The organism is Variovorax sp. (assembly GCF_965279555.1).
Classification (GTDB): domain Bacteria; phylum Pseudomonadota; class Gammaproteobacteria; order Burkholderiales; family Burkholderiaceae_C; genus Variovorax.
In genome coordinates, this window is sequence record NZ_OZ257247.1 from 729,469 (window position 1) to 752,069 (window position 22,601).

Here is a 22,601-nt window from a genome sequence, read left to right on the forward strand (position 1 = left end):
ACCCCCAGGCTTCGCGCACTTCGTGTCGCTTCTCCTTCCCCCTTGCAGGGGGCGATGCCTGCGGCCCGGCAAAGCCGGTTCCGCGGCATCCCACGAATTTTTCGGCTCGCTTGCGCATCGCGGCGGTTGCGGTGTTAGCTTCTCTGCTCCTTGCGCCTGCGTATGCGGAGCGGTTGAAAGAGTTGGCGAGCATCCAGGGCGTGCGTGACAACCCGCTGATCGGCTACGGGCTGATGGTGGGCCTGGACGGTACGGGCGACCAGACCATGCAGACGCCGTTCACCACGCAGAGCCTGAACAACATGCTGCAGCAACTGGGCATCACGATTCCGCAAGGCGTGAACATGCAGCTGAAGAACGTGGCGGCGGTCATGGTGACGGCCACGCTGCCTTCGTTCGCGCGGCCGGGCCAGAACATCGACGTGACGGTGTCGTCCATGGGCAATGCGAAGAGCCTGCGCGGCGGCACGCTGCTGATGACGCCGCTGAAGGGCGTGGACGGCGCGACCTACGCTGTGGCGCAGGGCAACATGGTGGTCGGCGGCGCGGGCGCATCGGCCAACGGCAGCAAGGTGCAGGTCAACCAGCTGAGCTCTGGCCGCATTCCGGGCGGCGCGCTGGTCGAACGCACGGTCGAGGCGCCGGTGGGGGGCGAGGGCACGTTCACGCTCGAACTCAACCGCTCGGACTTCGGCACCACGCAGCGCGCGGTCGATGCCATCAACCGGCAGTTCGGCCCGGGCTCGGCCGAGGCGATCGACGCGCGCGTGATCCGCGTGCGTGCGCCCGAACCGCAGCAGCGCGTGGGCTTCCTCGCGAAGCTCGAAGACCTGGAAGTGACGCCGACGCAGGCCGGCGCGCGCGTGGTGGTCAATGCACGCACCGGCTCGGTCGTCATGAACCAGGCGGTGCGGGTGAAGGACTGCGCCATTGCGCACGGCAACCTGTCGGTGGTCATCAATACCGAACCCGTCATCAGCCAGCCGGGTGCGCTCTCCGGCGGCACCACGGTGGCGGCGCAGACCTCGCAGATTTCGGTGAACCAGGGCGGCGGCGCGATGCAGATGGTGCGCGGCGGTGCCTCGCTGTCGGACGTGGTCAAGGGGCTCAATGCCCTGGGCGCGAACCCGCAAGACCTGGTGTCGATCCTGCAGGCCATGAAATCGGCCGGCGCGCTGAGCGCCGAGCTGGAAATCATCTGAGGCCGCGCGCATGACCGTCTCGAACACGAGCGCCGGCGCGGGCGCATGGAACACCTCCGATGCGGCCAGCCGCGCCGGCGCGCTCGACCAACGCTTTGCGCTGGACGTGCAGGGCGTCGATGCGCTGCGCCGCACCGTGCGCGCATCGCCGGAAGAAGGGCTGCAGCAGGTCTCGCGCCAGTTCGAGGCCATGTTCATGAACATGGTGCTCAAGAGCATGCGCGAAGCCACGCCTTCCAGCGGCATGCTCGACAGCCAGAGCCAGAAGGTCTATCAGTCGATGTTCGACCAGCAGCTCGCGCAGAACCTGTCGGGGCGCGGCGTGGGGCTGGCCGAGGCCATGCTCGAGCAACTGCGCCGCACCTTGCCGTCGGGCCCGCCCGATGCCGAGGCGGACGCCGAGATCGGCACCCGGCCGATGCCGCTCGAGCCGCGCGCCAGCGGCCTGCCGTTTTCTCCGCGCGCGGGCATTCCGATAGGCTCCGCGCCCACCGGACGCGTCTCCACGGCGTCCGACCTGGGTGTGTACCAGTACAGCGGCGAGCGCCGTGCACCGGCAGCGAATGCCTCGCTGCAGGGCCAGGTCGACGAATTCGTGGGCCGCATGGGCGCTTCCGCGCAGGTGGCCAGCACCGCCAGCGGCGTGCCCGCGCCGCTGATCCTGGCGCAGGCCGCGCTGGAGTCGGGCTGGGGCAAGCGCGAGATCCGCGCCGACGACGGCACGCAGAGCTTCAACCTGTTCGGCATCAAGGCCGACCGCAGCTGGAAGGGCCCGACGGTCGAGACCACCACCACCGAATACGTCGACGGCGAGCCGCAGAAGGTGCGCGCCAAGTTCCGCGCCTACGCCTCGTACGACGAAGCCTTCACCGACTACGCGCGCTTCATTACGCGAAACCCGCGCTACGCGAACGTGCTGGCCACCGACGACCCGCACGAAGCAGCTCACGGCCTGCAGCGCGCGGGCTACGCCACCGATCCGAAGTACGGCGAGAAGCTGGTTCGCATCATGCAGAAATTCGGCTGAGCCCCGCGCGGCGCAGCCTTGCCCGGTAACGGCCGCCGCATGCGCGGCGAGCCTTTCCCCAACACTGGAATACACAGGAATTCCCATGGCAGAGATCGCAAGCATCCAGCAACGGCAACAGCAGCAGTCCGGCGCTTCCACAGGAGCGGGCCGCCTGGAGGTGGTGACGTTCAAGCTGGGCGAAGAGGAATACGGGATCGACATCCAGAAGGTGCAGGAGCTGCGCGGCTACGACGCGGTAACGCGCATTGCGAACGCGCCGGAATACATCAAGGGTGTGGTGAACCTGCGCGGGATCATCGTTCCGATCATCGACATGCGCATCAAGTTCAAGCTGGGCGACCCGACGTACGACCAGTTCACGGTGGTGATCGTGCTGAACATCGGCGGGCGTGTGGTGGGGATGGTGGTGGACAGTGTGTCGGACGTGATCACGCTGACGGCGGAGCAGATCAAGCCTGCGCCGGAGATGGGTTCGGTGCTGGACGCGGACTACCTGATCGGGCTGGGCACGCTGGACGAGCGGATGCTGATCCTGGTGGACATCGACCGGCTCATGTCGAGCCAGGAAATGGGCCTCATCGAGAAGATGGCGGCCTGAGCGTTCTCCGGGCACCGCATAAAAAAAGACACCAGAGGGTCCGAGAGGAGACAAGCCACATGAAGAATTGGAATACGAGCCAGCGCCTGGGCGCCGGCTTCGCGGTCGTGCTCGCGCTGGTGGTGCTGATCGCCGGAGTCGGCGTGCTGCGCCTGCAGGCGGTGGGCGAGGCCACGAAGGAACTGGCCCGGCAATCGCTGGTGAAGGAGCGCCTGGCCTCGGCCTGGCAACTGGGCACCACCTCCAACAGCGTGCGAACCATCTCGCTGCTCAAGAGCACTGACGCCACGGTGCAGGACTACCTGAAAAAAGGCATTGCCGACACCAGCGCCGGAATTTCCGAGACACAGAAGAAGCTCGAGGGCATGCTGGTCTCCCCCGCAGAGCTGGCGTTGAGCGCCGACATCAAGAGAAAACGCGGCGACTACGTGGAGCTGCGCAACAAGCTGCTCAAGCTGAAGGCCGACGGCCAACCGGAAGAGGCCGCGAAGCTCACCGACACCCAACTGCTGCCCGTGCTCGAAACCTACGATGCCAGCATCCGCGCGATGGCAGCGCTGCAGCAGCAGCAGATCGACAGCACGGCAAGCGACATCGAGGCCCAGTACCAGTCGGGCCGCGTCTACCTGGTCGTGCTGGCGGCGCTTGCCTTGGCGCTGGGCTCGGTCATTGCATGGCTGCTGACGCGCGGCATCGTGCAGCCGATCGGCGAGGCGCTGCTGATCGCAGAGACCGTGGCGTCCGGCGACCTGAGCCAGGAATTCGAGACCGATCGCGGCGGCGACTTCGGCCGGTTGCTGCGCGGCATGGGCGAGATGGAAGACACGCTGACCGACCTGGTGACGCGCATCAAGGCTTCGACGGACGCCATTGCCGTGGCGTCCCGGCAGATCGCGGCGGGCAACGAAGACCTGTCTTCGCGCACCGAGCAGCAGGCGAGTTCGCTGGAGCAGACGGCGGCCTCGATGGAGGAACTCACGAGCACGGTGAAGCAGAACGCGGACAACGCACGCCAGGCGAACCAGCTGGCGGTGTCGGCTTCGGCCGTGGCGGTGAAGGGCGGCAATGTCGTGTCGCAGGTGGTCGACACCATGGGCTCGATCAATGCATCGTCCCGGAAGATCGTGGACATCATCGGCGTGATCGACGGCATTGCGTTCCAGACCAACATCCTCGCCTTGAACGCAGCGGTGGAAGCAGCCCGCGCCGGCGAGCAGGGCAAGGGCTTTGCCGTGGTGGCTTCCGAGGTTCGCAACCTCGCACAGCGCTCGGCATCGGCCGCCAAGGAAATCAAGACCCTCATCGGCGATTCCGTGGAGAAGGTCGAGGAAGGCAGCAAGCAAGTCAGCGAAGCCGGCCGCACGATGGAAGAGATCGTCGGCAGTGTGCGCCGTGTGACGGACATCATGGGCGAGATCACGGCAGCCAGCCAGGAGCAGACCTCCGGCATCGAACAGATCAACCAGGCCATCACGCAGATGGACCAGGTGACACAGCAGAACGCCGCGCTGGTCGAGCAGGCCTCGGCCGCGGCCCAGTCGCTGCAGGAGCAGGCCGACAACCTCGTCAGGGCGGTGAGCACCTTCAAGCTCGACGCCGACGAGGCCGTGGCCGTGGCGGCTTGACAAGGTGTTGTCTCGTGCCCGCCTTTCCCCGAAGTTCGCCCTGCGCCTGGGCGCCGGCATTGCCGTGGTTTTCCTGCTGCTGGCGGTGGCGCTCGGCGTCGGTTTCCAGGCCGGCGCCGGCCTTGCGTGGGCGCGCAACGCGATGCTGGCGCTGGGCGCCGCATCGCTGCTTGCCGGAATTGTCATCGCGTGGTTCATCGCGCGCTCCTTCCACCGTTCCAGCCACAACGCACTGAAGACCGCACAGAGGCTGGACCGGGTTCTTCAAAACGTCAACGCAAGAGATTCTTGAAACACCCATGCGCTCCTTTCTCAATCTACGGATCGGCACCCGTCTGGGTGCGGGTTTTGCCGCCGTTCTGCTGATGCTGGCCGGGGCCATCGGCCTGGGCCTGCAGGCCATGGGCGACGTGCAGTCGCGGCTTGAAGGCATCGTCGGCGGCAACAACGTCAGGGTGGCGGCGGTCAACACCATGGCGGACGCGGTTCGCGATATCGCCATTCTCGACGGCAACCTCATCCTGCTGACCGAAGAAGCGGCAATGCGCGAGGAGTCGAAGAAGATCGTCAGCGCCCGCGAACGCTATGCGGAAGCCCAAAAGACCTTGCAGAAAAAGCTGGCCGCGGAGGAGGGCAAGGCATTGCTGGCCAGGATCGACGAAAAGGCGTCGCTGCTCTTGCCTTTGAATGCCCAATTGTCCGAGCTGGCGCTGCAGAACAAGAACGAGGAAGCGACGCAGGTCTTCATCACGAAGTTCCAGCCCGCCGTGCGCAACTTGCTGACCGAGCTCTACGCCATGGACGCCAGCGAGAGCAGGCAGGCCCAGGCCGCCAGCCGGGAAGCCGCTGAAGGCTATGCCTGGTCGCGCAACCTGATGTTCGCGCTGGGCGGCTTCGCGATCCTGTTCGGCGCGGCGATTGCATGGTTCACCACGCGATCGATCACGCGTCCGATCGGCGAGGCCGTGCAGGTCGCCGAGAAGGTCGCCGCCGGGGACATCACTTCGCGCATCGAGGTGCGCTCGAAGGACGAGACCGGGCGCCTGATGGCGGCGTTGAAGGCCATGAACGAAAGCCTGGTTCGCATCGTGCGCGAAGTGCGCATGGGGACGGACACGATCGCCACGGCTTCGAGCCAGATCGCCTCGGGCAACCAGGACCTGTCTTCGCGCACCGAGGAGCAGGCCAGCTCGCTGGAGCAGACGGCTGCTTCGATGGAAGAGCTGACTTCGACGGTGAAGCAGAACGCGGACAACGCGCGTCAGGCGAACCAGCTGGCCGTGTCTGCTTCCGAAGTGGCGGTGAAGGGCGGCAGCGTCGTCTCCCAAGTGGTCGACACCATGGGATCGATCAACGCCTCGTCCAAGAAGATCGTGGACATCATCGGCGTCATCGACGGCATTGCGTTCCAGACCAACATCCTTGCGCTGAACGCGGCGGTGGAAGCAGCCCGTGCCGGCGAGCAGGGCCGCGGCTTCGCGGTAGTGGCCTCCGAAGTGCGCAGCCTCGCTCAACGCTCGGCAGCAGCAGCCAAGGAAATCAAGACCCTCATCGGCGACTCGGTGGAGAAGGTCGAAGAGGGCAGCAAGCAGGTGGAAGAAGCCGGCCGCACCATGGACGAAATCGTCGGCAGTGTGCGCCGAGTGACGGACATCATGGGAGAGATCACCGCAGCGAGCCAGGAGCAGACCTCCGGCATCGAGCAGATCAACCAGGCCATCACGCAGATGGACCAGGTGACGCAGCAGAACGCCGCGCTGGTCGAGGAAGCCTCCGCCGCCGCCCAGTCGCTGCAGGAGCAGGCCAGCGGCCTCGTGCAGACCGTGAGCATCTTCAAGATCGATGCCAACGCCGTCGCCACGGTGCGCCCCGGCTTTACTCGCATCACCCCCATCCCCAGGCCTGCGAAACCCATGCGGCCGGTGGCGAAGCAGCCGCCCAAGGCACTGCCCGCACGCCGTGCACCGGCCGTCGTTCCGTCGCCTCAGTTGGCGATGGCCGGCGACCCAAAAGGCGATTGGACCGAGTTTTGAGACGAAAGGACTCAAGTCTGGCGATCCGATGCCGATAACAGGATGACGGCGTGGCCGCTTTGCGTGTGACAGCCGCCGTCTCCCGTTATTGAAGGAAGAAGAGAGCAATGAGTTTGAAGGATCTGAAAATCGGCACGCGCCTGGGGCTCGGCTTCGCGGTAATGCTGCTGCTGATGGCTTTCATTGCCGGAACCGGTGTGCTGCGGTTGACCAATGTGGGGCATGCCACCGACGAGATGGTGGAGCAGGCGCTGGTGAAAGAACGCCTGGCCAACGAATGGCTGAGCAACCTCAAGTCGAACACGGTGGCCAACTTCGCGATGGTCAAGACCACCGATCCCGCCATTGCGGCCTATTTCTCCAAGCTCCAGGCGGCCGGATCGGCACGCATCAGTCCGGCGCAGAAGAAGCTCGAATCGATGCTGGACACGCCGGAGGAGAAGGCGCTGTACGCCAAGGTGTCAGCCTCGCGCGCCGTGGTGCTCGAGACGGTCGGTATTCTCAACAAGCTCAAGGACAGCGGCCAGCTCGCCGAAGCGAACACGCTGGTCGACACCAAATTCACCGACGCACTTGGCGTGTACGGCGGCGCCGTCGAGGCGATGGCCCAGCACCAGCGCGAGAAGATCGATGCCGCCGCCAAGCGCATCGGTGCCGACTACGTGGCGGGCCGCACCACGCTGATCGTGCTGGCGTCCATCGCCGTCGTGCTGGGCGCGCTGTTCGCGTGGCGCCTGAGCGTGGGCGTCGTGCGCCCGCTGGGCCATGCGCTGGAGGTGGCCGAGACCGTGGCGGCCGGCGACCTGAGCGCGGACATCCGAGTGGAAAGCCGCGACGAGGCCGGGCAACTGATGCAGGCGCTGAAGAACATGAACGAGAGCCTGGCCAAGGTGGTGGGCGAGGTGCGCACGGGCACCGACACGATTGCGACTGCGTCGAGCCAGATCGCTTCTGGTAACCAGGACCTTTCGTCGCGTACGGAGCAGCAGGCCAGCTCTCTGGAGCAGACGGCAGCCTCGATGGAAGAGCTGACTTCGACCGTGAAGCAGAACGCGGACAACGCGCGCCAGGCCAACCAACTGGCGGTGTCTGCTTCCGAAGTGGCGGTGAAGGGCGGCAGCGTCGTGTCGCAGGTGGTCGACACGATGGGCTCGATCAATGCATCGTCCAAGAAGATCGTCGACATCATCGGCGTGATCGATGGCATCGCGTTCCAGACCAACATCCTCGCACTGAACGCGGCGGTGGAAGCCGCCCGTGCCGGTGAGCAGGGCCGTGGCTTCGCTGTGGTGGCATCAGAAGTCCGCAGCCTCGCGCAGCGCTCTGCAGCAGCAGCCAAGGAAATCAAGACGCTGATCGGCGATTCCGTCGAGAAGGTCGAAGAAGGCAGCAAGCAGGTTGCCGAAGCAGGCCGCACCATGGAAGAGATTGTCGGCAGCGTGAAGCGCGTGACCGACATCATGGGAGAGATCACCGCCGCGAGCCAGGAGCAGACCTCCGGCATCGAGCAGATCAACCAGGCCATCACGCAGATGGATCAGGTCACGCAGCAGAACGCCGCGCTGGTCGAAGAAGCCTCTGCGGCAGCTCAATCGCTGCAGGAGCAGGCAAGCAGCCTGTCGCAAGTCGTCGGCGTGTTCCAGCTCGGCCGCAATCAACTGGCCCTGGCCTGAAAGCGACGACCCGATCATGCGTGTCAATCTGCCAGTCACCGGCATCGAATACGAACTCCCGCAGGACGCCGCCCTGGTGTCCCGTACCGACCTCAAGGGTCGCATCACCTATGTCAACCCGGCCTTCGTCGAGGCCAGCGGCTTTACCGTTGACGAACTCATGGGCAAGGCGCACAACATCGTGCGCCATCCCGACGTGCCGCCAGAAGCCTTTGCTGACCTGTGGCAGACGCTGGGGCAAGGCCTGCCGTGGACCGGCCTCATCAAGAACCGGCGCAGCAACGGCGACTTCTACTGGGTGCTCGCCAATGTCACGCCGATCCGCCGCGACGGCCGCGTACAGGGCTACATGTCCGTGCGCAGCCGGCCCGAGCGCGCCGACGTGGCCGAGGCCGACGCGCTCTACCGCCGGCTGCGCGAAGGCGGGGCCAAGGGCACTACGCTGCAGCAGGGGCAGGTGGTGCAGCGCGGCTGGATGAACCCGCTGGCGCAGCTGCGGCGCATTCCGGTGCGCCAGCGCGTGTTCGGCGTGACCACGGCGGCCGCGCTGCTGTCGCTTGGTTTGGGAATTGCGGGCTGGATGGAGGCGGGCCGGCTGGTCGCGTCCGCCGGCACGCACGGCTGGCTTCCCGGTGCCGTGGCTGCCGGTGGCGTGGGCTTTGCGCTTGCGTGGCTGGGGCTCGGGCAGTTCCTGGGCCGCACCGTCTTCCGTCCGCTGGACGAGGCCCTGCATGTGGCGCGGGCCATAGCCGGCGGTGACCTCGCCAAGTTCGAGATCCGGCCCGGGGACGAGATCACCGGGCTGCTGCGCGCGCTGAACCAGATGAGCGCGAACCTGTTCGCGATCGTCGCGGACGTCGGCACCAACGTGGCGGGCGTGATGTCGGCCTCGAGCCAGATCGCCTCTGGCAACCAGGACCTGTCTTCGCGCACGGAGCAGCAGGCGAGCTCGCTGGAGCAGACGGCCGCTTCCATGGAAGAGCTGACCTCCACGGTGAAGCAGAACGCGGACAACGCGCGCCAGGCCAACCAGCTGGCGGTGTCGGCTTCCGAAGTGGCGGTGAAGGGCGGCAGCGTCGTCTCCCAAGTGGTCGACACCATGGGCTCTATCAATGCGTCGTCCCGCAAGATCGTGGACATCATCGGCGTGATCGACGGCATTGCCTTCCAGACCAACATCCTGGCGCTGAATGCGGCGGTGGAAGCCGCCCGTGCCGGCGAGCAGGGCAAGGGCTTTGCCGTGGTGGCGTCCGAGGTTCGCAGCCTCGCGCAGCGTTCGGCCGCCGCGGCCAAGGAAATCAAGACGCTGATCGGCGATTCCGTCGAGAAGGTCGAGGCCGGCAGCAAGCAGGTCGCGGAAGCGGGCCGCACGATGGAAGAGATCGTGGGCAGCGTGCGCCGCGTGACCGACATCATGGGCGAGATCACTACCGCGAGCCAGGAGCAGACCTCCGGCATCGAGCAGATCAACCAGGCCATCGCGCAGATGGACCAGGTCACACAACAGAACGCCGCACTGGTCGAAGAGGCTTCGGCCACGGCGCAGTCGCTGCAGGAGCAGGCCGACGGCCTGGTCAGGGCCGTGCGCGTGTTCAGGGCCGAAGTGGCCGAGACCCATTAATTTCAAACCGGAGAGAACAGATGCTGACCAAGGCAAAAGACCCCTTGCAACAAGCCGCCTCGGCGCCGTCCCCTTCCACGGGCGGCAGCCGCCTGGAGGTGGTGACGTTCAAGCTGGGCGAAGAGGAATACGGGATCGACATCCAGAAGGTGCAGGAGCTGCGCGGCTACGACGCGGTAACGCGCATTGCGAACGCGCCGGAGTACATCAAGGGTGTGGTGAACCTGCGCGGGATCATCGTTCCGATCATCGACATGCGCATCAAGTTCAAGCTGGGCGACCCGACGTACGACCAGTTCACGGTGGTGATCGTGCTGAACATCGGTGGGCGTGTGGTGGGGATGGTGGTGGACAGCGTGTCGGACGTGATCACGCTGACGGCGGAGCAGATCAAGCCTGCGCCGGAGATGGGTTCGGTGCTGGACGCGGACTACCTGATCGGTCTGGGCACGCTGGACGAGCGGATGCTCATCCTGGTGGACATCGACCGGCTCATGTCGAGCCAGGAAATGGGCCTCATCGAGGCCGCGGCCACCGCCTGATCTTTGCCGCTCCTCGCCTTCTCCATTCAACGCCCGCACCATGAACTTCTTCTCGAACCTGCGCATCGGAACACGGCTTGCCGTAGCCTTTTCCGTCGTCCTCGGCATGGTGGTGATTTCCACCGCCTTCGCGTTGCTGTCCGCGCGCAGCAACGCGGAAGCCACGCGGGTGATGATGGAAAGCCCGTTGGCGAAGGAACGGCTGATCGCCGACTGGTATGTGCTGACCTACTCGGCCATCGCACGCACGTCGATGATCGCGCGCACCACCGACGAGAGCTTGCCCGTCGTCTTCGCCGACGTCATTTCCGACAGCGTGAAGAAGGGCTCGGAGACCATTGCCAAGGTCGAGAAGCTGCTGGTGACCGACGAGGAGAAGGCCACCTTCAAGTCGATCATCGAGCTGCGCGCCAAGTACCAGGCGGCCAAGGAAGAAGTGGGCAAGGCCAAGGCCGGCGGCAACACGGTGGAAACGGCGCGCGTCTTCAAGGAGACCTTCCAGCCGGCAGCCAAGGCCTATGAGAACCGCGTGCTCGAGCTGTTGGCGATCGAGCGCAAGGCGATCGACGACATGAGCGCCGAGATCGACGCGGCGAACTCGCGCAGCTTCAACCTGCGTCTGTTCCTGACGCTGGCGACCGTGGTGGTCGGCGCGATCCTCGCGTTCCTTATCTCGCGCAGCATCGTGCGGCCGCTGGCGCGCGCCGTCGAGGTGGCGGAAACGGTGGCGGCCGGCGACCTGAGCACGAACATCAAGGTGGAAAGCCGCGACGAGGCGGGCCAGTTGATGCAGGCGCTGAAGAACATGAACGAGAGCCTGGCGAAGGTGGTGGGCGAAGTGCGCACGGGCACGGAGACGATCGCGACTGCTTCTGGGCAGATTGCTTCGGGTAACCAGGATCTGTCATCGCGTACCGAGCAGCAGGCCAGTTCGCTGGAGCAGACGGCTGCTTCGATGGAAGAGCTGACTTCGACCGTGAAGCAAAACGCGGACAACGCGCGGCAAGCCAACCAGCTGGCCGTATCTGCTTCGGAAGTCGCCGTGAAGGGCGGCAGCGTCGTGTCGCAGGTGGTCGGCACGATGGGCTCGATCAATGCGTCTTCCAAGAAGATCGTCGACATCATCGGCGTGATCGATGGCATTGCGTTCCAGACCAACATCCTTGCGCTGAACGCGGCGGTCGAAGCAGCCCGTGCAGGCGAGCAGGGCCGCGGCTTCGCGGTCGTCGCTTCGGAAGTGCGCAGCCTCGCACAACGCTCGGCAGCAGCAGCCAAGGAAATCAAGACCCTCATCGGCGATTCGGTGGAGAAGGTCGAAGAGGGCAGCAAGCAGGTGGAAGAGGCCGGCCGCACCATGGACGAGATCGTCGGCAGCGTGAAGCGTGTGACGGACATCATGGGCGAAATCACTGCGGCGAGCCAAGAGCAGACCTCCGGCATCGAGCAGATCAACCAGGCCATCACGCAGATGGACCAGGTGACGCAGCAGAACGCCGCGCTGGTCGAAGAAGCCTCGGCGGCAGCCCAATCGCTGCAGGAGCAGGCAAGCAGCCTGTCGCAGGTGGTCGGCGTGTTTCGCCTGGAAGGCAGCCTTGCTGCCGGCCCGGCGCATCGGTTGGCATTCACTGCATAAGCAGCACAAATCGGAGAAAAGACAATGCAGTGGGTCCAGAATCTTCGCGTCACCGTCCGGCTGATCCTCAGCTTTCTCGTGGTCGCGGCCATCGGTGCGGCAGTGAGCGCACTCGGCATCTTTCACATGGGGCGCATCAGCGCCTCGACCGAAGAGCTCTACGCCAACGAGCTTCGCGCCCTGCAGGCCGTGCAGGAAGCCAACATCCACCTGCTGTACGCCAGCCGCGCCCAGATGACGCTGCTGTCGGCCGGCACGCGCGGAGAGCGCAACGCGGGTGCGAACGAGCTCAAGGCGTCCATGGAAAGCCTCTCGTCGCGCGCCGCCGAGGTCAAGTCGTTCTTCGGCGAGACCGAAGAAGGCACGAAGCTCTTCAGCCAGTTCGAAGGGCTGGTCGCTCCGATGAACACGCACATGAACGACTTCGTGGCGCTGGTGAACAAGCAGCCGCTGGACAGCTCGCAGTTCGACAACCAGGTGACCGAAGACAGCACGCGCCTCCTGAAGGAATCGCGCGGTCTGGAAGAAGTGCTCAAGGGCATGGTCGCGCACAGCAAGGACCTGGCGCGAGTGCGTGCCGAGAAGGCCGATGAGACCTACAAGACCTCCCGGCTGATGATGCTGGTGATGGCGCTGGCCGGCATCGTGGTCAGCGTGGGGCTGGGCGTCGTGGTGGCGCGCCTGATGGGCCGGCAACTCGGCGGCGAGCCGCAGTACGCCGCCGACGTGGTCGGTCGCATCGCCGACGGCGACCTGTCGCTGGCGGTAGAGGCCGATGCCGCGCGTGACGGCAGCCTGCTGCATTCCATCAAGCAGATGCAGGTGCAGCTGACCTCGATCGTCGGGAAGATCAAGGATTCGAGCGAAACCATTGCCAGGGCTTCTGGGCAGATTGCTTCGGGTAACCAGGATCTGTCGTCGCGCACGGAGCAGCAGGCCAGCTCTCTGGAGCAGACGGCAGCCTCGATGGAAGAGCTGACTTCGACCGTGAAGCAGAACGCGGACAACGCGCGCCAGGCCAACCAACTGGCGGTGTCGGCTTCCGAAGTGGCGGTGAAGGGCGGCAGCGTCGTGTCGCAGGTGGTCGACACGATGGGCTCGATCAATGCGTCTTCCAAGAAGATCGTCGACATCATCGGCGTGATCGACGGCATCGCGTTCCAGACCAACATCCTTGCATTGAACGCAGCTGTCGAAGCAGCCCGTGCCGGTGAGCAGGGCCGCGGCTTCGCGGTGGTGGCATCGGAAGTCCGCAGCCTCGCTCAGCGCTCGGCAGCAGCAGCCAAGGAAATCAAGACGCTGATCGGCGATTCCGTCGAGAAGGTCGAAGAAGGCAGCAAGCAGGTTGCCGAAGCAGGCCGCACCATGGAAGAGATCGTCGGCAGCGTGAAGCGCGTGACCGACATCATGGGAGAGATCACCGCGGCGAGCCAGGAACAGACCTCCGGCATCGAGCAGATCAACCAGGCCATCACGCAGATGGACCAGGTGACGCAGCAGAACGCGGCACTGGTGGAGGAAGCCTCCGCCGCCGCCCAGTCACTGCAAGAAGAGGCGGGCAGCCTGGTTCAGGCCGTGAGCATCTTCAAGCTGGACGCGAGCCACCAAGCCGAGTCCGGCGCGCGCGCCCAGGCATTGCCGGCCGCACAAGACAAAAAATCATCGTTGCCCGCCGTGCCGCAGCTTGCCGTGGCCGGTGCTGGCGACTGGCGCGAGTTCTGAGAGGAACGCGCCCGACGCGACAACCCACGTATCGGCTTCGAAGCCACAAGGAAAAATCATTAAAACTTTCTACAACTTCAAGATCGCGACCAAGCTGCTTGTGTCGTTCATTGCCGTCCTTGTTTTGACGGCTTGCGTCGGCGTCATCTCGGTGATGCAACTGGGCAAGGTCCATGACATGTCGACCGACCTGGCGACCAACTGGATGCCGGCCACGCGTTCGCTGCTCGAAATGAAGAACATGGTGTCGCGCTACCGCACGCAGGAGATGCAGCACATCCTGTCGGGTTCGTACGACGAGATGGCGGTTTACGAGAAGGCGATGGACGAGACCTGGACCAGCCTGCAGAAGCACCGCGCGGAATACGAGAGGCTCATCTCCGAGCCGGAAGAGCGCGAGATCTACCCTGAACTCCAGAAGCTGCTGACCCAGTATTCGGTAGAGCACAACAAGATCGTCGCCATCTCCCACACGCAGGAGAACGAGCAGGCGAATGCGCTGATCCGCGGCAAGTCGCTGCAGTTGAGCCGCGATATCAACACGACGCTCGACAAGCTGACCGAGGTCAACGTGGCCGGGGCGATCCGCGCCGGTGAAACCGCCGACACGGTGTACGCGGTGGCGCGGCTCTGGGTGCTGGGCCTGCTGCTGGGCAGCGTGGCGTTGGGCCTGATGCTCGCGCTGTGGATTGCGCGCATCGTCTCGCGGCCCTTGTCGGAGGCGGTGAAGGTGGCGCAGTCGGTGGCTGCCGGCGACCTGACCAGCCGCATCGAGGCGCGCACGACCGACGAGACCGGCCAGTTGCTCGAAGCACTGAAGGGCATGAACGACAGCCTCGCGAAGATCGTCGGCGAGGTGCGCATGGGGACAGACACTATCGCCACGGCGTCCAGCCAGATTGCTTCGGGCAATCAGGATCTGTCTTCGCGTACCGAGGAGCAGGCCAGCTCGCTGGAGCAGACGGCTGCTTCGATGGAAGAGTTGACTTCGACCGTGAAGCAGAACGCGGACAACGCGCGCCAGGCCAATCAACTGGCTGTGTCGGCTTCCGAAGTGGCGGTGAAGGGCGGCAGCGTCGTTTCGCAGGTGGTGGACACGATGGGCTCGATCAACGCCTCGTCCAAGAAGATCGTGGACATCATCGGCGTGATCGATGGCATCGCGTTCCAGACCAACATCCTTGCGCTGAACGCGGCGGTCGAAGCCGCTCGCGCCGGCGAGCAGGGCCGCGGCTTCGCGGTAGTGGCCTCCGAAGTGCGCAGCCTCGCACAACGCTCGGCAGCAGCAGCCAAGGAAATCAAGACCCTCATCGGCGACTCGGTGGATAAGGTCGAAGAGGGCAGCAAGCAGGTGGAAGAAGCCGGCCGCACCATGGACGAGATCGTCGGCAGCGTGAAGCGCGTGACCGACATCATGGGAGAGATCACCGCTGCAAGCCAGGAACAGACCTCCGGTATCGAACAGATCAACCAGGCCATCACGCAGATGGACCAGGTCACGCAGCAGAACGCCGCGCTGGTCGAAGAAGCCTCTGCGGCAGCGCAATCGCTGCAGGAGCAGGCCGGCAGCCTCGTGCAGTCCGTCAGCATCTTCAAGCTCGATGCCAATGCCTTGGCCACGCGCACCAGCTTCACGCGCCTGACGCCGATCCCCAGGCCCGCCGTTGCGGCCAAGCCGGCACCGAAGGGTCCGGCCAAGGCGCTCACCGCGCGCCGCGAGCCGGGTGGTCGCCCCGCACCGCAGCTGGCCATGGCCGGCGACGCGAAGGGCGACTGGACGGAATTTTGATCTTCGAGTGTTCAACCCTGCCGCATCCGTGCCGATAACGAACCCATGGCGCCGCATCCCGCGGCGGGTTTGCTCCAGTTCCGAGAAAGAAGAAGTCAAATGAATTTGAAGAATCTGAAAATCGGCACCCGCCTGGGCTTCGGCTTCGCGGTGGTGCTGCTGCTGATGGCGGCCATCGCTGCCACGGGCATGCTGCGCCTGGGCAAGGTGGGCAAGGCCACGGAAGATCTGATGCAGAACGCGCTGGTCAAGGAGCGCCTGGCCAGCCAGTGGTCCAACCTGCTCGGACCCGCCATCGTGAACTCGTTCGCGATGGTCAAGGCAACGGATCCCAAGGTGGCGGCCTACTTCGAGAAGGGCCGGGCCGACAAGTCGGCGCTGATCAACCCGGTGCAGAAAAAACTCGAGGAACTGCTGACCTCTGCGGAAGAGAAGAAGCTGTATGCCAACGTGGCCGACGCTCGCGCCATCGTGCTGCAGGCCATCGGGCAGATCAACAAGCTCAAGTTGGAAGGCAAGAACGAGGAGGCCATGGACATGGCCGACAACAAGTTCGCGCCCGCGCTTGTCGTCTATGAGGAAGCCGTAGCCAAGCTCGCGGCGTATCAGCGTGATCGCATCGACGAGCTGGCCAAGAGCATCGAGGCCGACCATTCGACCGGCGAGACCACGCTGTTGGCGCTGTCGGTCATCGGCTTGCTGCTGGGGGCGCTGTTGGCCTGGCGGCTGACGCTGAGCATCGTGCGCCCGCTGGGGCATGCCGTGCAGGTAGCGGAAACGGTGGCGGCCGGCGACCTGAGCACGAACATCAAGGTGGAAAGCCGCGACGAGGCGGGCCAGTTGATGCAGGCGCTCAAGAACATGAACGAGAGCCTGGCGAAGGTGGTGGGCGAAGTGCGTACCGGCACGGAGACGATCGCGACTGCTTCTGGGCAGATTGCTTCGGGCAACCAGGACCTGTCTTCGCGCACCGAGGAGCAGGCCAGCTCGCTGGAGCAGACGGCTGCTTCGATGGAAGAGCTGACTTCGACGGTGAAGCAGAACGCGGACAACGCGCGTCAGGCCAATCAACTGGCTGTGTCGGCTTCCGAAGTGGCGGTGAAGGGCGGCAGCGTCGTGTCGCAGGTGGTCGACACCATGGGCTCGATCAACGCCTCGTCCAAGAAGATCGTGGACATCATCGGCGTCATCGACGGCATTGCGTTCCAGACCAACATCCTTGCGCTGAACGCGGCGGTGGAAGCAGCCCGTGCCGGCGAGCAGGGCCGCGGCTTCGCGGTCGTCGCTTCGGAAGTGCGCAGCCTCGCACAACGCTCGGCAGCAGCAGCCAAGGAAATCAAGACGCTGATCGGCGACTCGGTGGAAAAGGTCGAAGAGGGCAGCAAGCAGGTGGAAGAAGCCGGCCGCACCATGGACGAGATCGTCGGCAGCGTGAAGCGCGTGACCGACATCATGGGCGAGATCACCGCAGCCAGCCAGGAGCAGACCTCCGGTATCGAGCAGATCAACCAGGCCATCACGCAGATGGACCAGGTCACGCAGCAGAACGCCGCGCTGGTCGAAGAAGCCTCGGCGGCAGCCCAATCGCTGCAGGAGCAGGCCGGCAGCCTGGTGCAGGCCGTCAGTATCTTCAAGCTCGACGCCAATGCGCTCGCCAATGTGCGCCCCGGCTTCACCCGCATCACCCCTATCCCCAAGCCCGCCAAACCGGCGCCGGCCGCGGCGAAGCGTCCGGCCAAGGCGCTGCCCGCGCGCCGCGAGCCGGGCGGCGGCCCCGCGCCGCAGCTGGCCATGGCCGGCGACGCCAAGGGCGACTGGACAGAGTTCTGACTTCGGCCCTCAACTTTTGGCCGGCGCTGCCGATAAACACAAAGAAGGCGCCTTCGCGGTGCCAGACACACTCTCCAATTGACAGGTAAAGCCTTATGTCCGGAAGCATGTTCTACACAGGTCTGAGCGGCCTCGGCGTCGCCCGCACCGCGCTGATGACCACGGCCCACAACACCGCCAACGTCTACACGGCGGGCTACAGCCGCCAGGTGGCGGAGATTGCCACGGGCAGTGCCATTTCCAGCGGCTCGGGCTACATCGGCACGGGCGCCAACGTCTCGACCGTCTCGCGCAGCTACGACCGCTACCTGACCGCGCAGCTTGCCAACGCGCAGTCGGCCTCGGTCGCGCTTGCCACCAACGGCACGCAGATCAACCGCATCGACACCCTGCTGGCCGACAAGACCTCGGGCATCTCGGCGCTGATGCAGAGCTTCTTCACCAGCATCCAGGGCGTGGCCAACACGCCGGCCGACCCGGCCGCGCGCCAGCAGATGATCAGCTCCGCCCAGGCGCTGGCCAGCAAGTTCCGCACGACCGACCAGTACCTGTCGGACCTGAACTCGTCGGTGAACGAGCAGATCGACGGCAGCGTCGACCAGATCAACGTCTACGCCAGCAAGATCGCGAGCCTGAACCAGCAGATCAGCCAGGCCACGGCCATGGCCAGCGGCCAGCCGCCGAACGACCTGCTCGACCAGCGCGACCTGCTCGTGAGCCAGCTGAGCCAGGTGGTCGACGTCAAGGTGCTGCAGCAGGACAACGGCAAGTACAACGTGTTCATCGCCACCGGCCAGTCGCTGGTGGTGGGGGACTACGCCTCCCAGATGGTCTCGGTCAACTCGGCCGCCGACCCCAGCCGCAAGGCGGTGGCGCTCAAGGGCTTCGGCGGCAACACCGCCGAGCTCGACGACAGCACCTTCAAGGGCGGCGTGCTTGGCGGCCTCATGACCTTCCGCAGCGAAACCCTCATCCCCACGCAAAATTCCATCGGCCGGCTCGCCATGTCGGTGTCCGATGCGGTCAATGCACAGCACAAGCTGGGCGTCGACCTGAACGGCGCGCTGGGCCAGAACTTCTTCAACCAGGCGGTGCCGGGCGTGATGTCCAACGCAAAGAACACAGGCAACCTCGAATTCGGAGCATCGCTGACCGATGCCTCGAAGCTCACGACCAGCGACTACGACGTCAGCGTCACGAACGTGGCGGGCACGCTCACCTACACGGTCACGCGGCTGTCGGACAAGACGTCGATGGGCAGCTTCACCACCTTCCCCATCACCTTCGACGGCGTGAGCCTCACCGCCGCCAGCGGCACCGCGCAGGCCGGCGACTCGTTCCTGGTGCAGCCGACCCGCACCGGCGCGCGCGACCTCGACGTGCTGGTGCTCGATCCCGCCAAGGTGGCGGCCGCGTCGCCGCTGGTCACCGGCAACACCGCGGGCAACAAGGGCAGCGGCGCGCTGGGCACGGCGACTGTCGACGCCTCCTACCCCGGCACGCCGCTGGCGGGCACGGTCACGCTGAGCTTCGACGCCGCCACGGGCAGCCTGACGGGTTTCCCCGCGACCTCGGCCGTTTCGGTGACGCTGCCCAACGGCACCACCACCAACTACCCGGCCGGCACGCCAGTGCCCTACACCGCCGGCGCGAAGATGAGCTTCGACGGCGTCACCGTCAGCATGAGCGGCGCGCCGTCGCAGGGCGACACCTTCAGCATCAAGAAAAACACCTCTGGCGTGTCCGACGGCAGCAATGCGCTGCTGCTGGGCGCACTGCAGCGCAAGACCACGATGGCCAACGGCACGGCGACCTTCAACGGCGCCTACTCGCAGCTGGTCAGCGAAGTCGGCAACCGGGCCATGGCCGTCAAGGTGGCGGCGGCCACGCAAGACAGCGTGACCGGCCAGATCAAGGCCAGCCAGCAAGCCGTCTCCGGCGTCAACCAGGACGAGGAAACCGCCAACCTGCTGATGTTCCAGCAGATGTACCAGGCCAACGCGAAGGTGATCCAGACCGCCTCGACCATGTTCGACGCGATCCTCGGCATCCGCAGCTGAGTCTTTTCACCGAAGCACAGAATCCAGGAGCCGCGATGCGCATCAGCACCTCATCCTTCTACGAGCAGAACGTCAGCGCCATGGGCCTGCAGCAGCAGAAGCTGTTCAGGGTCCAGCAGCAGCTGGCGACCAATTCCAAGTTCCTGTCCGCCGGCGACGATCCGGTCGGCGCGGCGCGCTCCCTGGGCGTCAGCCAGACGCTGTCGGAAAACGCGCAGTACGCCACCAGCCGCCAGCGCGCGAGCCTGGCGCTGTCGACAGAAGAAAACGCGCTGAACTCGGTGACTTCGATCCTGCAGAACATCAAGACGCTGACGGTGAACGCCGGCAACGGCACGCTGACCGATGCAGACCGCGCCTCGCTCGCCACCACCATCCAGAGCGCATACGACCAGCTGGTGGGCGTGGCCAACACAGACGACGGCAACGGCCAGTACCTGTTTGCCGGCTTCAAGAGCGGCAGCCCGCCGTTCGTGGCGGCTGCCGGCGGCGGCGTGCAGTACGTGGGCGACCAGGGCCAGCGGCTGATGCAGGTCGACGTGTCGCGCCAGATGTCCACGGGTGACGACGGACGCAGCATCTTCCAGTCGGTGCAGGGCGGCGCGGGCTACGTGGCTTCGAGCTCGGCCAGCAACACCGGCAGCGGCGTGTTCGGCTCCATCAGCATCGCGGACGCCACGGCAACCAACTACGGCAAGGACTTCACCATCAGCTTCAACGGTGGCAACTACACCGTGATGACCAAGGACGTGCCGCCCGTGGTGGCCGGCGCCGGCGCCTACACGCCCGACTCGCCCATCACCTTCGGCGGCGTGCAGATCAAGTTCACCGGCAAGCCGGCGGACGGCGACAGCTTCGACGTGTCGACCGCGCAGAACGCCGGCACCGACGTGTTCGCGGCCATCGGCCAGCTGGTGACCGCGCTGCGCACACCGCTGGCCGGCGGCGGCGAGGCGGCCAAGGCGCAACTGCAGAACGCCCTGGCCACGGCCAACCGGAAGGTGACGAACGCGCACGACAACGTACTGACGGTGCTGTCCTCGGTCGGCTCGCGGCAGACGGAAATCGATTCGCTGGACACCGGCGGCGCGGCGCGCAAGCTGCAGGAAGAGTCTTATCTTTCTTCCATCGAAGACCTGGACCCGTACAGCGCAATCGCCGAGTTCTACCAGCGCCAGTCTTCGCTGCAGGCTACGCAGATGACGTTTGCCAAGCTGAACAGCATTTCGCTATTCAACTACCTGTGACCGGCGGGGAGGCGGGCGGCCCTGGGGGGCGTGTCCGCCTTCGGTAGGACAATCGGATGAGTTCCATCCGACATTCCACGACCATGCCCCGCCTCGACGACCCCCTCCACGACGCCGAAATCGGCTCCCGCGACAGCACGCTGGACACCACCCGCATCGACGACGTGCGCATCGGCGCCGTTCGTCCGCTCATGACGCCCGCGCTGCTGCAGGAGCGCGTGCCGGTGCGCGACAACACCCTGGCGCTGGTCGAAGGCAGCCGCGCGGCCATTGCCGACGTGCTGCACGGCCGCGACGACCGGCTGGTGGTGGTGGTCGGCCCCTGCTCCATTCACGATCACGACCAGGCCATCGAATACGCGCAGCGCCTGAAGAAGGTTGCCGATTCGCTGCAGGACGACCTGCTGATCGTGATGCGCGCCTACTTCGAGAAGCCGCGCACCACCGTCGGCTGGAAGGGCTACATCAACGACCCGCACCTGGACGGCAGCTTCGCGATCAACGAAGGGCTGGAGCGCGCGCGGCGCCTGCTGCTCGAGCTGACCACACTGGGCCTGCCGACCGGCACCGAATTCCTCGACCTGCTGAGCCCGCAGTTCATTGCCGACCTGATTGCCTGGGGTGCCATCGGCGCCCGCACCACCGAGAGCCAGAGCCACCGGCAGCTCGCGTCGGGCCTGAGCTGCCCGGTCGGCTTCAAGAACGGCACCGACGGCAGCGTCAAGGTCGCGGCCGACGCCATCCTCGCGGCCCGCGCGCCGCATGCCTTCATGGGCATGACCAAGATGGGCATGGCCGCCATCTTCGAGACGCGTGGCAACGACGACTGCCACGTCATCCTGCGCGGCGGCAAGGCGCCCAACTACTCGGCGGCGGATGTCGCGGCCAGCTGCGAAGCGCTGCTGGCGAACGGCCTGCGGCCCCAGGTCATGATCGACGTCTCGCACGGCAACAGCAGCAAGCAGCACCAGCGGCAGGTCGTTGTCGCCGAAGACGTGGCCGCGCAGATCGCGGCCGGCGAGCGGCGCATCACCGGCATCATGATCGAGAGCCATCTCGAGGAAGGCCGGCAGGACCTGAAGCCGGGCGTGCCGCTCAAGCACGGTGTCTCGATCACCGATGCCTGCATCGGCTTTGCGCAGACGGTGCCGGTGCTCGAGGGGCTGGCGACGGCGGTCAAGGCGCGGCGGCGGTCGGCGAAGGGCTAAGGCCGCAGCCCCTGCGTGAACCGCAGCATGTTCGCAATCCCCTGCGCGAACCGCGGCTCCAGGAACGCCGCCAGGTTCGGCATCAGCAGCTGCAGCATGAAGATGCCCGCCAGCAGGGTGAGCGGGAAGCCCACAGCGAAGATGCTGAACTGAGGCGACGCGCGGTTCAGGATGCCCATTGCCAGGTTCAGCGTGAGCAGCGCGGTGATGAGCGGCAGCGACAGCAGCAGCCCGCTGGTGAAGATCTCTCCTCCTGCCAGCACCAGGAACATCCATCCTCCCGCCACCAGCGGCCCGTCCGAAATGGGCAGCGTATTGAAGCTCTCGGCCAGCGCGTTCACGATCAGCAGGTGACCGTCGAGCGCAAGGAAGATCAGCGTCGCCAGCATGTTCAGCAGTCGCGACACCACCATGGTGCTGCCGCGGCTCATGGGGTCGTAGAAGGACGCGAACGACAGGCCCATCTGCAGGCCGATGTATTCGCCCGCCGCCAGCACGGCGGTGAACACCATCCGCATGGTGAAGCCCATGGCCACGCCGATGAGCACCTGCTGCACGATGATCCACAGGCCGCCGGCGGACACCACGGGCACCTCCGGAAACGGACCGATGAGCGGCGAGATCACCAGTGTGAGCATGGCGGCGATGCCCACCTTGACCTGCCGTGGTACCCACGATTCCGCGAAGATCGGCGCGGTGCTCACCAGCGCGAGCATGCGCACGAAGGGCCACAGGAAGGCCACCACCCAGCCCTCGAGCTGGCCCGAAGTGACGGAAAAGATCGAAGG

The 22,601-nt window shown here is 65.5% G+C and carries 17 protein-coding genes; 16 read left to right on the forward strand and 1 reads right to left on the reverse strand.

Going from position 1 to position 22,601, the window contains the following annotated elements; genetic code table 11:
- Window positions 1-110 precede the first annotated feature (110 nt).
- The 16 genes from ACQY8B_RS03670 to ACQY8B_RS03745 all read left to right on the forward strand — a co-directional run bounded on the left by ACQY8B_RS03670 (window position 111) and on the right by ACQY8B_RS03745 (window position 21,813).
- Window positions 111-1,202 carry a flagellar basal body P-ring protein FlgI gene (locus ACQY8B_RS03670; RefSeq protein ID WP_422085454.1) on the forward strand — a complete coding sequence of 364 codons (1,092 nt, stop codon included), beginning with the start codon at window positions 111-113 and terminating at the stop codon, window positions 1,200-1,202.
- Between the two features lie 10 nt (window positions 1,203-1,212).
- Window positions 1,213-2,229 (forward strand): flagellar assembly peptidoglycan hydrolase FlgJ, encoded by a 1,017-nt coding sequence (flgJ, locus tag ACQY8B_RS03675; RefSeq protein ID WP_422085455.1) that lies wholly within the window; start codon window positions 1,213-1,215, stop codon window positions 2,227-2,229.
- A gap of 85 nt (window positions 2,230-2,314) precedes the next feature.
- Complete coding sequence (locus ACQY8B_RS03680) at window positions 2,315-2,830, forward strand: chemotaxis protein CheW (RefSeq protein WP_422085456.1); 516 nt, start codon at window positions 2,315-2,317, stop codon at window positions 2,828-2,830.
- Window positions 2,831-2,889: 59 nt separating this feature from the next.
- Window positions 2,890-4,455 (forward strand): methyl-accepting chemotaxis protein, encoded by a 1,566-nt coding sequence (locus tag ACQY8B_RS03685; protein WP_422085457.1) that lies wholly within the window; start codon window positions 2,890-2,892, stop codon window positions 4,453-4,455.
- 64 nt (window positions 4,456-4,519) lie between these two features.
- Window positions 4,520-4,747, forward strand: a complete 228-nt coding sequence (locus tag ACQY8B_RS03690; RefSeq protein WP_422085458.1) for a hypothetical protein — start codon at window positions 4,520-4,522, stop codon at window positions 4,745-4,747.
- Window positions 4,748-4,754: 7 nt separating this feature from the next.
- The gene (locus ACQY8B_RS03695) at window positions 4,755-6,488 is read left to right on the forward strand and encodes a methyl-accepting chemotaxis protein (RefSeq protein WP_422085459.1); all 1,734 of its coding nucleotides are present in this window, start codon (window positions 4,755-4,757) and stop codon (window positions 6,486-6,488) included.
- 107 nt (window positions 6,489-6,595) lie between these two features.
- Window positions 6,596-8,161, forward strand: a complete 1,566-nt coding sequence (locus ACQY8B_RS03700; protein WP_422085460.1) for a methyl-accepting chemotaxis protein — start codon at window positions 6,596-6,598, stop codon at window positions 8,159-8,161.
- Between the two features lie 16 nt (window positions 8,162-8,177).
- Window positions 8,178-9,782 carry a methyl-accepting chemotaxis protein gene (locus ACQY8B_RS03705; protein ID WP_422085461.1) on the forward strand — a complete coding sequence of 535 codons (1,605 nt, stop codon included), beginning with the start codon at window positions 8,178-8,180 and terminating at the stop codon, window positions 9,780-9,782.
- A 20-nt stretch (window positions 9,783-9,802) separates the two neighbouring features.
- A complete protein-coding gene (locus ACQY8B_RS03710; RefSeq protein WP_422085462.1) occupies window positions 9,803-10,324 on the forward strand; it encodes a chemotaxis protein CheW in 522 nt (173 codons plus the stop codon).
- Between the two features lie 40 nt (window positions 10,325-10,364).
- A complete protein-coding gene (locus tag ACQY8B_RS03715) occupies window positions 10,365-11,957 on the forward strand; it encodes a methyl-accepting chemotaxis protein (protein ID WP_422085463.1) in 1,593 nt (530 codons plus the stop codon).
- Between the two features lie 24 nt (window positions 11,958-11,981).
- Window positions 11,982-13,679 (forward strand): methyl-accepting chemotaxis protein, encoded by a 1,698-nt coding sequence (locus tag ACQY8B_RS03720; protein ID WP_422085464.1) that lies wholly within the window; start codon window positions 11,982-11,984, stop codon window positions 13,677-13,679.
- A gap of 58 nt (window positions 13,680-13,737) precedes the next feature.
- Entirely contained in the window at window positions 13,738-15,468 is a 1,731-nt protein-coding gene (locus ACQY8B_RS03725) for a methyl-accepting chemotaxis protein (protein ID WP_428745030.1), read from the forward strand.
- Window positions 15,469-15,567: 99 nt separating this feature from the next.
- On the forward strand, window positions 15,568-17,298 hold the full coding sequence (locus ACQY8B_RS03730) for a methyl-accepting chemotaxis protein (RefSeq protein ID WP_422085465.1): 1,731 nt from the start codon (window positions 15,568-15,570) through the stop codon (window positions 17,296-17,298).
- Window positions 17,299-17,405: 107 nt separating this feature from the next.
- The gene (gene flgK, locus ACQY8B_RS03735; RefSeq protein ID WP_422085466.1) at window positions 17,406-19,358 is read left to right on the forward strand and encodes a flagellar hook-associated protein FlgK; all 1,953 of its coding nucleotides are present in this window, start codon (window positions 17,406-17,408) and stop codon (window positions 19,356-19,358) included.
- Window positions 19,359-19,393: 35 nt separating this feature from the next.
- Window positions 19,394-20,605, forward strand: a complete 1,212-nt coding sequence (flgL, locus tag ACQY8B_RS03740) for a flagellar hook-associated protein FlgL (protein WP_422085467.1) — start codon at window positions 19,394-19,396, stop codon at window positions 20,603-20,605.
- Window positions 20,606-20,688: 83 nt separating this feature from the next.
- The gene (locus ACQY8B_RS03745) at window positions 20,689-21,813 is read left to right on the forward strand and encodes a 3-deoxy-7-phosphoheptulonate synthase (protein ID WP_422085468.1); all 1,125 of its coding nucleotides are present in this window, start codon (window positions 20,689-20,691) and stop codon (window positions 21,811-21,813) included.
- On the opposite strand, the gene fliR is transcribed toward ACQY8B_RS03745, so the two are convergent.
- Window positions 21,810-22,595 (reverse strand): flagellar biosynthetic protein FliR, encoded by a 786-nt coding sequence (gene fliR, locus ACQY8B_RS03750; protein WP_422089145.1) that lies wholly within the window; start codon window positions 22,593-22,595, stop codon window positions 21,810-21,812. The genes ACQY8B_RS03745 and fliR overlap by 4 nt on opposite strands.
- Between the last annotated feature and the right edge of the window lie 6 nt (window positions 22,596-22,601).